Genomic DNA, 17,203 nt, shown 5'->3' with positions numbered 1-17,203 from the left:
CTGAACAGCGTCAGCGCGAACTCGACGAACAGCGTCAGCGCGAACTCGATGAACAACGTCAACGCGAACTCGACGAACAGCGTCAGCGCGAACTCGACGAACAACGTCAACGCGAACTCACTGAACAGCGTCAGCGCGAACTCGACGAACAGCGTCAGCGCGAACTCGATGAACAGCATCAACGTGAACTCGACGAGCAAGCCAATAACCAAAATTTGTCTTCGGAAACTCCTGGTAACTTACCAGGTATTCCTAATACTCAAGATTCTTCCTTGCAAACTTCTAATGCAGATGCTGGAAGCCTTTTAGCAAGTTTAGTAGGAGAACCTCAACAGCTAGAAAGAGATAGACATAATCACCCAGCTAAAATCAAACCAAGCAACCAGCCATTTCCCAAAGGTCTCGAATATGTGAAGTATATCGAAAAGAAACCTGGTCAGCCTTTAGAACTCACGGTGATATTAACAATTTCAGAGAAGGGTGAACTTGAAAAGGTTGCGATTGAAGACGAAGCAATACCAGTAGATCAAAGAAGCTATTATCAAGATTTTATTACCAATCAAGTTTTTCAAAACTGGGAGTTTGAACCTGCATACGACAACGATCCAAACGATCCAAAGCCAAGTGACCTGATGGTACGTATCCAAATCCAGCCTCTTCCATGAGGGCTAAATTTTTTAATTTTAGCTAAAGCTATGTTATGCTTATAAAGTTGGAAATTTGCGGGCGTAGTTTAGTGGTAAAACTATAGCCTTCCAAGCTATTAATGCGGGTTCGATTCCCGCCGCCCGCTTGAAAAGCGATATAGTTGTTTGTAAGCGTATTGTAGTGTAAATCCCACTCCTAAACGTAGTTGTGCTAGCACAGCTTTAGCTAAGCACGAGGTCATTGCAAATTGCTCATCTAGAGACGCTTCATAGCGCGTCTCCCAAAGGGTTCGTCAACATAAAACCTTCATTTTAAATCTAATAAACCTTCTTCTTTGAGTTTAGGATTAAAACGAATTTGCATTTGTAAACCACGTGCTGCTAATTCTGCTAAAACTTCTGCTTCTACACGCCGCGCTACATTTTTAATAATTTTCATTTGTGCTAATTCATCATTAGTAGGGTTTTGATAGCTTGTTTGTTCTGCCGCCGTCATCATTGCTTTCACATCAATGGGGTTAGTCCATTTTTGTTTATCATCTCCATTTCCCAATGGCACGACGCCATTTTCATGAATCCAAGCTTTTTCAATACTTTCTAAAATCTTACGGCTGGGAAGTTCAATAGTTTGAACCTTTACCCAATAACATTGTTGTGGCTGACGTACCAAATGCTGCTTCAGACTAAGATAAACATCACGTGAGTAACCAACAAATTGCAGTACCTGTTCTTGGTTGAAAATAGCATACACCCCTATTTTCCCTTGCAATTGTTCAGATAATTCACCTTGATTGTCAATGTAAGCAATATACTCCAAGTCTATCAAAGCAGGAATATTAGTTTCCGTAGTCATAAATAAAATTGAAATTGACTAATTGTTTTAATGCTTATATAAATCTCTGAATCTTGTTATTAAAAATACCTGTTAAACACAAAGCCGCACTAAACTTTTTTACTTCTTCTTGCTTGGCGTCCTTGATATCTAACCTGTGGTAAGCCGCTACCCTGTGCGAACAACTTCGTCGAATGCGTCTAAGGCGTTTCGTTTCTCATATAGTTTTGATATCTTCATCCAGAATTAGTACAACCAATTTTCCGATAAATTGCACAAAGGCGACTGGGGCTAAAAATCTTAGCACTAAACATAAAATTCGGTGGTACATTGATAATAGCGTATTCATCAGATTCATAATATTTTTCCAATATAGCTGGCATCCCTTTAGGAGTTGCCAAGCTATAAGGAACTGGTTGAAAAAGTAATTCAGTAAATTCTACTTTTTCGCACTGCAAATGTTGACAAATCTGCTTGACAAAAGTCTCACTCTTCAATAACTGAAATAAAGTTTCTTGAGCTTGCGGTTCAAGAGTGAAATTACCATCAAAGTTTTGAACGATTTTTAAGGGCATTTTGTGTGAAGGTGATTGTATAGCGATCGCAAATTAGTTATAAAAATCAGCCTATGAGATTATGGGACTTCTGTCAGCCCTATGCATAGGCGCAAAAGATTAAGAATCATAAAGTTTGTTGAATGAACCAAAAGAAAAAGGCGAAAGAAACTCTTCTTTCACCTTTTAAACTTTTATCTTGAGGTTTTACTCATCATCAAAATCGTCGTCGTCGTCTTCCTCAAAATCGTCTTCTTCTTCCTCGTCCACAATTTCATCGGCGATTAATTCATCATCATCATCTAGAATTGACCTTTCTATGCGTCTGTTGCCAAATCCAGATTCTGCCAGGGAAGGAGAATCTAAATTATAGGCCCGGGCTGTGCGGTCATCTAGTACCATATCCAACGGGTCATCGACTTCATCCAAAACGCTGCTACTTTCAAGCGCCGCATAATCATCGATTGCACCCGGTTCTTCATAGGTATTGTAACCAGTACCCGCCGGAATTAATCGCCCGATAATCACGTTTTCTTTTAAACCCCGCAGCCAGTCGGATTTACCTTCAATCGCGGCTTCGGTTAGTACCCGTGTTGTTTCTTGGAAGGATGCAGCAGAAATAAAGCTGTCAGTGTTCAACGATGCTTTGGTGATACCCAACAGTACTGGGGTATACTGTGCCCTAGCACCGCCAGTAATTGCCATTGCTTCGTTGACTTGCTCAACTTGGCGCAATTCTACCAATTCGCCGGGGAGCATGGTGGTGTCTCCACCATCATCAATCCGTACTTTGTTGGTCATCTGGCGCACAATTACTTCAATGTGCTTATCGGCAATATCAATACCTTGGGATTGATATACCATCTGTACTTCATTTACCAAAAATGTTTGCACCTTTTGTAAGGCGTGGCTAGCACAAGCATAAACGCCGTCTTCTGAACCCAAGCTGAAGAAGATTTCCAGGATCTCGTGGGGGTTGGATGGGCCATCAGTTAATGGCTGTCCAGCTAAGATATGTGCCCCATCTGGGATAATCAAATTTTGTCCTGGCCCCAATGGGTAATCGGTGACTACACCATTTGATTCTACAACTTTGATGGCGATCGCTTCATCACCATCACCATAAACAACTTTGACTTCTCCTGCGCGTCGTGCTAAAATGCAAGCCTCTTTTGGCTTCCGAGCTTCTAGAAGTTCCTCAATCCGTGGTAAACCTTGGATGATGTCTCCAGTTTTTGCCCGTTCAAATACCAACAGCACCAAGTTATCACCGCGCTGTACCAAATCACCATCTTCTACCTGCAACACAGCACCAGGGCTAACTCGGTAGGGACGACCGACACGAATAGTAATTGAGTAGTTTTTAGTACTTAGTGCTGATTCATCAGTAGTTGTAGCGGCAGTATTTTTTACAAAATCTACTACTTGCCCAGATTCTTCAGCAAAGATGCCAGCAGCAACTTCTGCACCTTCTACAAGCAAATCGCCAACCTTGACTTTCGGCTGGGTGCTAGTGTTGGTTACTATCATGTCAGTTTGCCGTAATACCAAACAGCGGCGTACAGTTTCTGTGCCTTTTTGCACACCCCGCACAATCCCACCTTCTTTACACAAGATTTGGGTACGTGCAACCACAGATCCAGGTGCAATAGTTAGTCCATCTTGGACTTCTAGACTTGTCTGGGTACTACCTTGAGTAGCATCAGCGGCAATGTCTCGACGCACCACCAAGGATTCCAAAATCACCAACTGCAAGCGCTGCACTTCTGGATCTTGCTCATCCTCCACCAATTCAATATCTGCTGCTAGGGGAGAGGCATTGTGGTCTTGTTCGCCTTCTTGTTCAATTTCCAGTACTAGCTGGGTTCGTAGCAACTCCACACCTTCAACGGACTTGACGCGTTCTGAATCTTTGTAAGGTAGTCGTTGCACTGCCCGCAACTGAATCGAACGTCCTGTCTGTTGACTCACCGATGTGGTTGATGGCACATCTGGATTATTCGGTACAGGGAATTCCACTACCGGACGACTCAACAATGCTGGGCCTTCTGGAGACTCGACATACTGGATGTAGCGTAATTCTGTAGCAACGCTGCCTTGGAATTCTTCACCAGGTTGGACAAAGGTGTTATCTCGCCCGCTCACTGCTTCTGGATCATCCACCATCAGCAGTTCGCCTGGTTTAATTACCACTTCTCGCAGAATGTCGTTTTTCTGGGTAACTTCTACTACACCACTGGTTTGACAGAAGATATCTTTGACTACCTCTGTACCAGCTTCGACAAACTGACCGTCTTCCACCAATAGCAAAGAAATATCTTTATTGACTTCGTGGGTTTCTTCGGGAATCCACAGCAGTGTACCTCCCTCTACCACTTCGTAACCCAGCTTGGCTTTGCCTTTCTTCTGGACTTCTACACCCGCGAATTTCAGGAAACCACCTGTGGTTGTGCGATAGCGATCGTCAATCAATTCAGCAACTACTTGACCATTTTGCACTTTTGTGCCTGGTGTAGCCCGGAGGTTGAATACTTGGTTATTGCCAGTAGAGACTAAGTAGTTGTTACGACCTTGGGAACTTTGGACTGTGACTGTTGCTTGGTCTAAAACCACAGAGGCTGTGATAATTTCAATCTCTCTAGTACTCTTGCCGGGAGTAGCTTCGGGTAAGCGCACCACACCACCGTGCAAAGTAGTCAATTTGGTTTCTGCTAAAACGCCATTAGAGGCGATCGCATCACCATTCTTCACCACTAATTCTGCACCTGGCGGTAAGTTATAAACTTCCCCAGACAAAATCCAAATCAAGCCACCTCTAGCAGCGGTGGTTGTGGTGTTACCTTGACGGTCGGTTTTTTGTTCTGGGACAACTTCGGCAAATTGAACTTCCCCTGCCAAGTCTGAGGCGACATCTTTGACCGCTTTCTCCGTATTAGTACGGGTTGTGCGTCCACCTAGGGCAACTTCTGCCAGCAACTGACCAATTTTTACTTGTTGTCCATCAACTATATATAGTGTTGAAGCTTGGGTGACATGAATTTCTTGGTTAGCTGGGGTCTCAGAGCCTTCTTTTTTTGGCTCTAAAATTAAGATGCCATTGGCTTCAACATACAAAGCATCTTCACCATGACGGGTACGATAGGGTCTTGTCCGCAACTTGCGAGGAATTTTGATTGTACCGTCAGTTTTCGAGCGTACTTGTTGCGCTACTTCCCCAGTAAACACACCGCCTGTGTGGAATGTCCGCATGGTTAGCTGGGTTCCAGGTTCACCAATACTTTGAGCGGCAATAATCCCCACAGCTTCGCCTAAGTCTACCATTTTCGCATGAGCTAGACTCCAGCCATAGCAGTGTTGGCACACAGAACGCGCCGCCTCACAAGTTAGAGGCGATCGCACCACAACTTCCGCAACCCCAGCTTTTTGAATTTTGATCGCCAAGTCATCGGAAACTGGGGTATTGCGGGGTGCGATTACTTCTTTTGTAGTTGGATGTATTACATCTTCGCCAATTACGCGTCCCATCAAGCGGGTTGCCAGAGGGATCAAAGTTTTTGCACCCTCCGTCATCGGACGTATGGGAATTCCCCTGGTGGTACCGCAGTCAAATTCCCGAATGATCACATCCTGGGATACGTCTACTAGACGGCGGGTGAGATAACCAGAGTCGGCGGTACGTAAGGCTGTGTCTACCAATCCTTTTCTCGCGCCGTAAGACGAGATAATATACTCTGTGACGGTGAGACCTTCCCGGAAGTTGGTTTTAATTGGTAAGTCGATAATTTCTCCTTGGGGATCTGCCATCAGTCCCCGCATCCCTACCAATTGCCGCACCTGGGAGATGTTACCCCGTGCCCCAGAAAACGCCATCATGTATACGGAGTTGAGGGGGTTGGTTTTCTTAAAGTGGACAACTACTTCATCTTTGAGGGCTTCACTAGTACCATTCCAAGTGTCGATTACTTTTTGGAAGCGTTCAACTTCGGTGATTTCTCCCCGTTGGTAACGGGCTTCAGTCGCGCGAATTTCTTCTTCAGCCGCTTCGAGGAGCGATCGCTTACTAGGTGGCACCATTAAGTCATCTACACTAATGGAAACCCCTGCTTTAGTAGCGTAGCGAAAACCCAAATCTTTTAACTTGTCCGCCATCACAGCGGTTCGCGCTGTCCCATAATGCGTAAAGGCCCAAGAAATCAAATTTCTTAATTGACCTTTATCAACCACGCGATTGCGGAAAATCATTTTTTCGTTAGTCATTAGTCATTAGTCCTGAGTCTTGGGGGATTGGGTACTGGGTACTGGGTACTGGGTACTGGGTATTTTTCCAGTCCCCAATCACCAGTCCCTAGTCCCTAACTAGCAAGTGCTTCTTGAATGGCTTTGTTGTAAATCACGCGACCTGGTGTTGTACGTACATACTGAGAAACTACATTTCCCTCACTGTCTTCTCTGACTCGACGGAACTTGTACAACAATGTCCGGCTACCATCGGTGTTGTCTGTAACTTCCAAAGGTTCCAAATCTGGTTGGTCTGATTCTACTTCACCGTCAAATCGCACATAGATGTAAGCGTGCAAGTCTATTTGCTCTTGCTGAAAAGCCATAATTACATCATCTAGCGAAGCAAAATATCGCCCTGCCCCTTTTGTTGCACCGGGATTTTCTGCTGTTAAATAGTATGCTCCCAGCACCATGTCTTGGCTAGGCGTGATAATCGGCTTCCCTGTGGCTGGTGACAAAATATTGTTAGAAGCCAACATCAACAACCGCGCCTCAGCTTGACTTTCTAAGGACAATGGAACGTGTACCGCCATTTGGTCGCCGTCAAAGTCAGCGTTAAAAGCTGGACATACCAGAGGATGCAGTTGAATTGCCCTTCCTTCCACCAAAATCGGCTCAAAAGACTGAATCCCCAAACGGTGCAGTGTCGGTGCGCGGTTGAGTAATACTGGGTGTCCTTCGATTACCTCTTCTAAGACATCCCAAACACTGGGATCAGACCGAGATATCAGCTTTTTCGCAGCTTTGATGTTATTTACCATCCCCGTGCGAATCAGGCGATTAATTACAAACGGTTGAAACAGCTCAATTGCCATTTCCCTTGGCAAACCACACTGGTGAATCTTCAACTTCGGCCCCACCACAATTACAGAACGACCGGAGTAGTCAACCCGTTTACCCAGCAAGTTCTGCCGAAAACGCCCTTGCTTACCTTCAATAATGTCTGATAAAGATTTCAACGGACGGTTATTTGCCCCAACAACGGTGCGTCCCCGCCGACCGTTATCAATCAAAGCGTCTACTGCTTCTTGCAACATCCGCTTCTCGTTCCGCACAATAATCTCTGGTGCTAAAATTTCTTGCAGCCGTGCCAAACGATTATTGCGATTAATCACCCGCCGATACAAATCATTTAAGTCACTGGTGGCGAACCGTCCACCATCTAGCTGCACCATTGGCCGCAAGTCTGGTGGAATCACGGGGATCACAGTCATTACCATCCACTCTGGCTTAGAACCAGTGGCGATAAAGTTGTCAATCACCCGCAGGCGCTTAATTAATTTCGCCCGCTTTTGTCCTTTAGCGTTACCAATTTCCTCTCGTAAGGTTTCAGCTTCTTGCTCTAAATTGATATCAGCCAACAAGCGCAACAGTGCCTCAGCACCAATACCTACCTCTACACCTTGCAACTGAGAATCTTCGCTATAAATTTGGTCTTCAATTTCCAGCCATTGATCTTCACTCAATAGCTGTTTATAGCTTAAGGTTTCAGCATTACCTGGACTGAGGACAACATAAGAGTTGAAATAGACAATCTGCTCAACATCCCGCAAAGGCATATCCAGCAGGATAGAAATATAGCTGGGAATCCCTTTGAGATACCAAACGTGAGCCACTGGTGCAGCGAGCTTAATATACCCCATCCGGTGGCGTCGTACCCGCGACTCGGTGACTTCTACCCCACAACGCTCACAGACAATTCCACGGTGACGTACTCTCTTGTACTTACCACAGTGGCATTCCCAATCTTTCGCAGGGCCAAAAATCCGTTCACAGAACAAGCCATCCATTTCTGGCTTGAGTGTCCGGTAATTAATCGTCTCTGGCTTGGTGACTTCACCTACCACCTGACCATTGGGTAAAGTGCGCTCACCCCATTGCCGAATGCGTTCTGGTGATGCCAAGCCGATTTTTACGTAGTCAAACTGATTAGTTTGGGCGGGTCTCATTTTTCTAATTCGTAATTCGTAATTCGTGAGGGAGTCGGAGTCTTGGCGGTTCCCGTCGAGTCCGTTAGCGCTAGCGTCAAGCCTGCGGCATAGCTTCGCTTAGAGCGACGTTCGCGTCAGCGTCTCCCCTTGGGAGAAGGAGCGTCACTCCCGAACCCGAAGGGTAATTCGTAATTAACAATTTTTAATTCGTAATTCGTAATCAATTCTTCAATTACGAATTACGAATTATCAATTACGAATTACTCGTCTTCTTCCAACGATTCGCGGGAGAGAGATTCATAGGTTGGTCGAGGCGGTGTACGACGGGCTGATTGGTCTGCCATCAAATCGACTTCTACATCTAAAGAACTACCGTCTGCTTGGGTTTCTACTTTGTGTACGGCAATATCTAACCCCAATGATTGCAGTTCTCGCATCAGTACTTTAAAGGATTCTGGTGTCCCTGGTCGAGGAATTGCCTTACCTTTAACGATCGCATTGAGCGCTTCATTTCTACCCTGCATATCATCAGACTTGACTGTCAGCAATTCCTGCAAGGTGTAAGCGGCACCGAAGGCTTCTAGTGCCCACACTTCCATTTCCCCAAATCGCTGACCACCTTGCTGTGCTTTACCACCCAAGGGTTGCTGAGTCACTAGCGAGTACGGGCCTGTGGAACGGGCGTGAATCTTATCATCCACCAAATGCACTAGCTTCAGCATGTAGGCTACACCCACAGTTACTGGTCGGTCAAAGGGTTCGCCAGTCCGACCGTCATAAACTATGATTTTGCCGGGATCATCCGGGTTATATACCCAAGTTTTGCTGGTTTCATCCCGTGCTTCTTGCAATTTGCCATGCACAATCCTCCGGGATGACTCTTCACCATACATTTCGTCAAAGGGAGTAATCTTAAACCGCACTCCCAAATTATGACCAGCCCAACCCAACAAACACTCAAATACCTGTCCGACGTTCATCCGGCTGGGTACGCCCAAGGGGTTGAGGACGATATCTACTGGTGAACCATCGGGTAAATATGGCATGTCTTCCGCTGGTAAGATGCGGGAAATAATTCCCTTATTACCGTGGCGTCCCGCCATTTTATCCCCAACTTGGATTTTCCGTTTCTGGGCGACATACACCCGAACTACCATATTGGCCCCTGGTGGCAGTTCATCGCCTTGTTCACGGGTAAACAGACGGACATCAACAACGCGTCCCTTCTCGCCGTTGGGTACGCGCAGTGAGTTATCCCGTACATCCCGCGCCTTTTCACCGAAAATCGCCCGCAAGAGCTTTTCTTCTGGAGGTTGGTCGGATTCCCCTTTGGGGGTCACTTTTCCTACCAAAATATCCCCAGCCTCTACCCAAGCCCCAATGCGAATGATCCCCTGTTCATCTAATTGGCGCAGAGCGTCTTCCCCGACGTTGGGAATTTCTCTGGTGATTTCTTCTGGCCCCAGTTTTGTTTGTCTAGCCTCAATCTCATATTTCTCAATGTGAATTGAGGTGTAAATATCATCTTGTACTAGCCGCTCTGAAATCAAAATCGCGTCTTCGTAGTTGTATCCTTCCCAAGGCATGTAGGCAACAACAATATTTTGTCCTAGTGCCAGTTCCCCACCTTCGGTGGAGGAGCCATCAGCTAGCACTTGTCCTGCTACAACGCGCTCACCAATGCGGACGAGGGGTTTTTGATTTAAACAAGTGTCCTGGTTGGAACGTTGATACTTGGAGAGGTAATACTTAATTTCGGAAGTATTGGGTTTAGGGCGCACACGAATTTCTGTAGCATCCACGTAGGTGACATCGCCATCGGTGCGGGAGACAATTACCATCCCAGAGTCTCTAGCACCTTGCGCTTCCAAACCTGTGCCTACTAAAGGACGCTCTGGTTTGAGCAAAGGTACAGCTTGCCGTTGCATGTTCGACCCCATCAACGCCCGGTTGGCGTCATCATGTTCCAAGAAGGGAATCATGCTAGTAGCTACGGACACAATCTGTACAGGTGACACAGCTACGTAGTCTACTTGCTCAGGTGTTGTTGTAGCCCAATCTTGGCGATAGCGTACTGGTACTTGCGGCCCCTTGATGTAGCCGTTTTCATCTAAGGGAATATCCCCGGTGGCAGTCCGCAAATCGTCTTCTTCGTCGGCTGTCATGTAAACTGGGGTGATATCAAACCGCACCCGACCATTTTCTACAGGCCTAAATGGTGTTTCCAAGAAGCCGTACTGATTTACCCGTGCATGGGTTGCCAAAGAACCAATCAAACCCGCGTTGGGGCCTTCTGGCGTCTCAATCGGGCAAATACGTCCGTAGTGGGAGGGGTGAATATCCCGGACAGCAAACCCAGCACGTTCGCGGGTTAAACCACCAGGGCCAAGGGCGCTGAGACGGCGTTTGTGTGTCAGTTCTGCTAAGGGATTGGTTTGATCCATGAACTGACTTAATTGGCTTGAGCCAAAGAATTCTTTAATTGCCGCTACCAATGGTTTGGGGTTGACTAAGGAAGCAGGAGTTAATACCTCGGCATCGGATACAGTCATCCTTTCCCGAATAATCCGCTCTAAACGGTTTAAGCCTACCCTGACTTGGTTTTGCAGCAATTCGCCCACACTTCTGACTCGGCGATTACCCAAGTGGTCAATGTCATCAATATTACCAATATCATACTCAAGATTGATTAGGTAATCCACGGCTGCCAGGATATCACTGGAAGTCAGCACGCGCATCGTGTCAGGAACGGAAAGCCGGAGTTTTTTATTAAGTTTGTATCTTCCGACACGACCTAAATCGTAACGTTTCGGATCAAAGAAGCGGGAATCTAAGAGTTGCTGACCACCTAAAACTGTAGGTGGTTCGCCAGGACGTAACTTGCGATACAACTCCATCAGGGCTTCTTCTTCGGAAAACTGCCCTTCTTTCTCAATGGTTTTTTGAAAATATTCTGGGTGGCGGAGGGCGTCAAAGATTTCGTTATCTGATAATCCTAAAGCCTTTAATAGTACTTGCGCTGAGAGTTTCCGGGTTTTGTCGATGCGTACCCATACTAAATCGTTACGGTCTGTTTCAAACTTCAGCCATGCTCCCCGGTTAGGAATTAAGCTCGCAGAATAAGTCCGTCGCCCATTTTTATCGATTTCTGATTTGTAATATACACCTGGCGATCGCACAATCTGATTGACAATTACCCGCTCAGCCCCGTTAATAATGAACGTACCGCGATCGGTCATCAAAGGCAGATCACCAATGAATACCTCCTGCTCTTTAATTTCCCCGGTTTCCTTATTAATTAGACGTGTGGGAACATACATTTGTACGGCATAGGTGCTATCCCGCCGCTTGGCTTCTTCGACGCTGTACTTTGGCTCTTTGAGTTTGTAGTTTTGACCCAAAAAGTGTAGCTCTAGCTTGCCAGTGTAATCTGTGATTGGACTAAAGGAGTTAAGTTCCTCTATCAGCCCTTCTTCCAAAAACCAGCGGAAGCTTGAACGCTGGATTTCAATCAAGTCGGGCAACAAAAAGGCGGGTTCCAAATATTTGTCGTCGTCGTAATTCATGCCTCTACCTTTCTCAACCTGGTTTTACTTTCCCTTGGACACTGCTGTCTAACGGTTCCCGATCCTAGCTAGTGTCCGTCATCGCTGTTTGGGAACTGCTCCTGACATCGCCTGCTGTTTACAGGTATGGGCAAACGCAGCAATTAAAGCCGGAATTGGCAATTCTGACAAGGGGGTAATTCCCCTAATGCTCGTACAGAAATGCGAAAATCCAGCTGTAAGTTTGATTCCAAAATATGTAGATAGTCGAGATTTTCCTGAATTTGATATGGTTTCCTCAACTTCCCCTCCGAAAAAGCGCGTTAGTTAACCTACGCATCTATGATGATTTCGTGTATAATATTAATACACCCCATTTCTACTACTCTCAGTGATATTTTCAAGCTGAGGTAACGCTTCATGTGTGTTTGGATTTGCATCGGAATGGCTTTACTTGGCTGGACTATACTCACAAGGCAATTTTGTTTAAAGATTTTCTATAGGTTAAATACACAGAGGGCGATGTTGTGCAAAAGTTTAGCTCAACCTGAGTTGACACGGTTAATCGTGTATTGAGAGCATCCACTTGTAGAGGTGTGAGGATGGACAAGTCGATGAGAGTGTGAAGCTCAAGCCAAGAAGCTCTAGGTTCCTTCCTTTACCATTATGGCGCAACATAAATGTTTTGGAGGGATTAATCTTAGCATATTTTTGTCCTCCTAGAGTTTTATTTTTTTCACAACGGGATCATCAAGAGGAGAGCGCACCTGATTTATATCGACAAACCAAACAATTTACAGGCGTTTTGGGTGGTTTGATCAGCGATCGCCTCTACTGTTTCCTGGCGTAATTTGGCGACTTGTTCCGCTACATAACGGACATAGGCCGGTTCATTACGTCGTTCGCCCCGTTTGGGAACTGGAGCTAAAAAAGGGCAATCTGTTTCGATCAATAGGCGATCGCTGCTCACCATTGCCGCTGAGGCTTGAATAGCTTTGGCATTCTTGAATGTCACTGTGCCGCTAAAGCTGATGTAGAAACCTAAATCCAGAAACCATTGAGTTTCTTCTGGCGTTCCACCCCAGCAATGCATGACACCCCGTATTCTTTCTCCTTGAATATTTTGCCATTTTTGTAACACTTCTCTGACCTCAATAGCAGCATCACGACAGTGAATAATTACTGGTAAATTGAGTTCAGAGGCGATCGCTAATTGGGCTTCAAACACCATGTGCTGCTGCTCATAGTTGTCTGCTTTGTAAAAATCTAGCCCCATTTCCCCAATTGCCACCACTTGAGAATCTGAGCCAGCCAAAAAAGTAATTTTTTCGGCTGTTCCAGCATTCCATTTTTGGGCATCTAGAGGATGCAATCCTACAGCAAAACTGAGTTCAGGAAACTCATGTGCTATGGCTTGGATACTAGAAAACTCTGAAGGTTCAACACAGGAATGTACTAAACGTACAACACCTGCCTCTTGCCATCGCGATCGCACTGCGGCTAAATCTGACTGAAACAGATCAAAGTTGAGGTGGACGTGGGTGTCTATTAGGTGCATTTTTTAGCTGTTTGTCCTTACTTACGTAAATTAATGACAAAGGACAAATGACTAATGACTACTGTGCCTTTTGTGTCAATGGTTTTAGCTTGCGAGCTAATCTTGATTTTTTCCTGGCTCCATTGTTTGGGTGAAGAACACCTCGTTTGACAGCTTTATCTATTTTGCTGTAAGTCTCAGATAATCGAGACAGAGCTTCTTGCTCTAATTCTGGAGTCGGATTAGCTGCATAAACATCAGCAGCACTCAGGTATTTTTTCATCAGCGTCTTTACTGCTGATTTGTAAGCTTTGTTACGCAGTCGATTGCGTTCTGCAATTTGGGCGCGCTTAAGAGCAGACTTTGTATTCGCCACAGTCAGTTCCAAAAAAACTAATAATATTATGTACACACACTACTAGACTTACTAATATAGCATTCATACTTGCTAATGTAAGAGTTTCCTCAAAAAATCTCGAAATGGGGATAGGGTGTAATGGGGGCTGAAAGGAAGCAGAAAGAGAAATTAAGCCGTTAAGCATTAATTTGCACGTTGAGAACGCAGGGTGCAGAGGGTTTTAGGCTTTTATTCACAAGACTTCTTGCATAAATACTTTAATGTTGTTGAATAATACTGTGAAAAGCTCACGCAGAGGCAAGGCAGCGCGGTCTTGGGGTCTCCCCCATGAGCGACTGCCGCGCAGAGGCGCAGAGAAGAGAACGCAAAGAGGGACTTTTGCAAGAGAATCACAATACAAATAGTACAATCTGTAAGCATGACAACTTAGCAAACACCAATTCCCCACATCACCAATAAAGGAAATGCGTTAAAATTAGGTACTTCAATGAATAGTGACCTTATAAAGGTAGAGACTCGACATATCGTGTCTGTACAGGTGCTAGCTACTAAAGTAAAAAAATAAGCATAAATTATACTCAGAACTATACACTATTGAAATTTGGGGAAGTGGATGTGCAAAAACATCATCTCCACTGCTGCAAGAAATCAGGTGTAGGGTCAAGGGTAGCGGGAAGTGGGCATACTCGCTCCCTGCCGAGAAGCTCAACAGGCGAATCGGACTGAGCATTTAAGTTGCCTTCTCAAGCAAACCAGTGCTGCCGGTCTTGGGAGTATCAAAAAAATCCAGGTTAAGCTAGAGAAGAGAATTAGAGTGCAGCTCTTGACTCAAGTGGGTTAAGAGCAAGACTAAATTTTCAAGCGAGAATATTCTAACATTTTGGCATTGTGCTTACTCCATGCTGCGAATCATTACTCAGCAGGCAGACGTCAGAGCAGAACTACAACGGATCTGCGATCGCACCCATGACGAACAGGTGCTTCACAAAGAAGCAACGGTGCGAGAAGTGTTGCAAGCAGTAAAACGCCAAGGCGATAAAGCTGTATTGCATTATACTGCCGAATTTGACCACCAAACCCTCAAGCCTGAAGAACTACGCGTTACAGGCTCAGAACTAGATGCAGCCTATCAACAGGTGTCGAAGGAGCTGCTGGCGGCAATTCGGTTAGCTAGCCGCCAAATTGAAGCGTTTCATCGTCAGCGTGTCCCCAAAAGCTGGGTACACTTTGGCGATGATGAAATTGTGTTAGGCAAACGCTATACCCCCGTTGATCGAGCAGGGTTGTACGTGCCTGGTGGCCGCGCCGCCTATCCTAGTACGGTGCTGATGAATGCAGTACCGGCAGGGGTAGCTGGTGTACCTCGTGTAGTCATGGTAACGCCACCCGGAGTGGGAGGAGCGATTAACCCAGCAGTTTTGGTGGCTGCCCAAGAAGCAGGGGTGCAAGAAATTTACCGGATTGGAGGCGCACAAGCAATCGCCGCTTTAGCCTATGGCACAGAAACCATCCCCAAGGTGGATGTAATTACTGGCCCTGGTAATATTTATGTCACCTTAGCGAAAAAACTTGTCTACGGCACTGTTGGTATTGATTCTTTGGCCGGGCCAAGTGAGGTGCTGATCATCGCCGACGAAAGTGCCAATCCGGTGCATGTCGCCGCTGATTTGCTAGCTCAAGCCGAACATGATCCAATGGCAGCAGCAATTTTGCTAACGACAGATACTAGTTTGGCAAAAAATGTGCAAGTAGCTGTGGAAAGACAACTAGTAGACCACCCACGGCGACTAGATACAGAAAAAGCGATCGCTCACTATGGCTTAATTGTCGTTGTGGAATCTCTAGAAGCAGCAGCAGAACTCTCGAATGAATTCGCCCCTGAACACCTAGAGTTAGAAATCAAGGATCCTTGGGCACTAATTCCCCAGATTCGCCACGCTGGAGCCATCTTTTTAGGTTACTCAACACCAGAGGCTGTAGGAGACTATCTCGCAGGGCCTAACCATACCTTGCCCACTTCCGGCGCAGCTCGCTATGCTTCAGCATTGGGAGTAGAAACTTTCCTTAAACACTCTAGTATAATTCAATACTCTCAAACTGCATTAGAAAAAGTGGCTAGTGCAATTGACGTGCTAGCAACAGCTGAAGGCTTACCTTCCCATGCCGATTCAGTCCGACGCCGAATTCAGCAAGAAGAGTAATTTGAATGCTTAATTTTTTCTTACGCTGTTGCGAAAATTCATTGGGTGGCTTCAAACTAAAAGTCTGGATGGCTTACGTCTCAAGGGAGGAGCCACTTGTGTGAACTATCTAATCACACTAGTTGCCAAAATTCAGTGAACAGTTATCAAGATGGAACGAGTCACTTGATATCCTTTGATAACTGATAACTGATTTTTGCTTGAAAAAACAGTAGTTGCTACAACTCATCACGAGTCAAGCACTGCTTAAAAAAAAACTCCATACGGCGTAGCCTCGCAATATACAAACTTAATTAAGTTACTACTGATAAATTGGTTGGTGTAGCTACCAATAATCTATATTAAGTACTTAATGGTAAGGGGTCTACTCTTTAGGAGACGAGAGCGGTGCTAAAAAATATCTTGGTAGCTCTGGACGGTACGGAAATTGGAGAACGAGTAACTCAAACTTTGAGTGATTTAGTATTGTCACCAGATAGCAAAATTGTTTTCTGTCATGTGTTTCCTCACCCAGAGTCAGAGATGGAGCTACCCGTTGATCGTCCTCACCCAGAGTCACCAACGCTTTCTTATTTCCAAATTGAAAAACAACTGCAATCTTATCAAGAAGAGTTATCAGTTGAGAGTGAATTAGAGCTAGTCACTGGTGATCCGGCTGACGAGATTATTCGCCTTGCCAATATCTACAAGGCTGATTTAATTGTCATTGGCAGTCGTGGTTTGACAGGAATAAAGCGAATTGTTCAAGGTTCTGTTAGTAGTCAAGTGGTAGAAGAGGCCAATTGTTCTGTTTTGGTGGTAAAGCCGAATTAGAATTAGGTAAAACAACGCCATGACCTTTGCTATGAGCGATTCATCGCTCACTACGAACCATAATTTTATTATTACGTTTAATTAATTTCAGCGGTTTGACTTGTCAAAAACTGACGCAAGCTCAACAAACTTAAAGTTTGTCCTAAATTCAGGGGCAGAATTGATACTCCTTCTAAACGAGACTGTACCCAACCATCTCCCCAATACCATTCGTGAAATCCATCAATACCGCCGCTAAGCAGTAAGCGCAGACAATTAGGTTTGACAACATCGACTCGATGATGAATCGCAACTGGCCCAGTCCAGGTTGTAAACTGGAATCCTGAATGTAGTTCTTCTGGCATTCCTGAAGCAAAGCGTTGTCCTAAGAGCCATTTTTCCAGCTGCTGAGGATGCAGCAGACTGTCATGAATTGTAGTTGCTGATGCTGCGATTTCTATCCGGAGTTGGCTTTGTTGAAAAGTACCTAGCATTTTTTGAGAGACTCTGAGTGAGTTAAAGATA

10 protein-coding genes, 1 tRNA gene and 1 pseudogene are annotated in these 17,203 nt (G+C 45.4%); 4 read left to right on the top strand and 8 right to left on the bottom strand.

Annotated elements, in window-relative coordinates; all coding sequences use genetic code 11:
• Together AC5JMF_RS02300 and AC5JMF_RS02295 are read left to right on the top strand one after the other, a co-directional pair.
• Positions 1–665: pseudogene (locus AC5JMF_RS02300) on the top strand (hypothetical protein); the annotation flags it as partial.
• A gap of 57 nt (positions 666–722) precedes the next feature.
• Positions 723–793, top strand: a tRNA-Gly gene (locus AC5JMF_RS02295).
• A gap of 161 nt (positions 794–954) precedes the next feature.
• Here AC5JMF_RS02295 and AC5JMF_RS02290 read toward each other — a convergent pair.
• From AC5JMF_RS02290 to rpsT, 7 genes are all read right to left on the bottom strand, one after another.
• Positions 955–1,500 carry a GIY-YIG nuclease family protein gene (locus AC5JMF_RS02290; protein ID WP_495794108.1) on the bottom strand — a complete coding sequence of 182 codons (546 nt, stop codon included), beginning with the start codon at positions 1,498–1,500 and terminating at the stop codon, positions 955–957.
• Between the two features lie 215 nt (positions 1,501–1,715).
• Positions 1,716–2,054, bottom strand: a complete 339-nt coding sequence (locus AC5JMF_RS02285; RefSeq protein ID WP_495794107.1) for a hypothetical protein — start codon at positions 2,052–2,054, stop codon at positions 1,716–1,718.
• A gap of 186 nt (positions 2,055–2,240) precedes the next feature.
• Positions 2,241–6,290 carry a DNA-directed RNA polymerase subunit beta'' gene (locus AC5JMF_RS02280; RefSeq protein WP_495794106.1) on the bottom strand — a complete coding sequence of 1,350 codons (4,050 nt, stop codon included), beginning with the start codon at positions 6,288–6,290 and terminating at the stop codon, positions 2,241–2,243.
• A gap of 95 nt (positions 6,291–6,385) precedes the next feature.
• A complete protein-coding gene (locus AC5JMF_RS02275) occupies positions 6,386–8,263 on the bottom strand; it encodes a DNA-directed RNA polymerase subunit gamma (protein ID WP_495794105.1) in 1,878 nt (625 codons plus the stop codon).
• A 242-nt stretch (positions 8,264–8,505) separates the two neighbouring features.
• Positions 8,506–11,811, bottom strand: a complete 3,306-nt coding sequence (gene rpoB, locus AC5JMF_RS02270; protein WP_495794104.1) for a DNA-directed RNA polymerase subunit beta — start codon at positions 11,809–11,811, stop codon at positions 8,506–8,508.
• A 751-nt stretch (positions 11,812–12,562) separates the two neighbouring features.
• On the bottom strand, positions 12,563–13,348 hold the full coding sequence (locus tag AC5JMF_RS02265) for a TatD family hydrolase (RefSeq protein WP_495794103.1): 786 nt from the start codon (positions 13,346–13,348) through the stop codon (positions 12,563–12,565).
• 58 nt (positions 13,349–13,406) lie between these two features.
• Positions 13,407–13,703, bottom strand: a complete 297-nt coding sequence (gene rpsT, locus AC5JMF_RS02260; RefSeq protein ID WP_495794102.1) for a 30S ribosomal protein S20 — start codon at positions 13,701–13,703, stop codon at positions 13,407–13,409.
• Positions 13,704–14,584: 881 nt separating this feature from the next.
• Between rpsT and hisD the strand changes: the two genes are divergently transcribed.
• Positions 14,585–15,886, top strand: coding sequence for a histidinol dehydrogenase (hisD, locus tag AC5JMF_RS02255; RefSeq protein ID WP_495794101.1), 1,302 nt, complete (start codon positions 14,585–14,587; stop codon positions 15,884–15,886).
• Between the two features lie 387 nt (positions 15,887–16,273).
• Positions 16,274–16,699 carry a universal stress protein gene (locus AC5JMF_RS02250; RefSeq protein WP_495794100.1) on the top strand — a complete coding sequence of 142 codons (426 nt, stop codon included), beginning with the start codon at positions 16,274–16,276 and terminating at the stop codon, positions 16,697–16,699.
• Between the two features lie 77 nt (positions 16,700–16,776).
• Here the strand turns inward: AC5JMF_RS02250 and AC5JMF_RS02245 are convergent, their stop codons facing one another.
• The gene (locus AC5JMF_RS02245) at positions 16,777–17,172 is read right to left on the bottom strand and encodes a hypothetical protein (RefSeq protein ID WP_495794099.1); all 396 of its coding nucleotides are present in this window, start codon (positions 17,170–17,172) and stop codon (positions 16,777–16,779) included.
• Positions 17,173–17,203 lie beyond the last annotated feature (31 nt).

It is taken from the genome of Desmonostoc vinosum (genome assembly GCF_059505385.1).
This window is presented reverse-complemented; position numbering and strand designations above follow the sequence as displayed.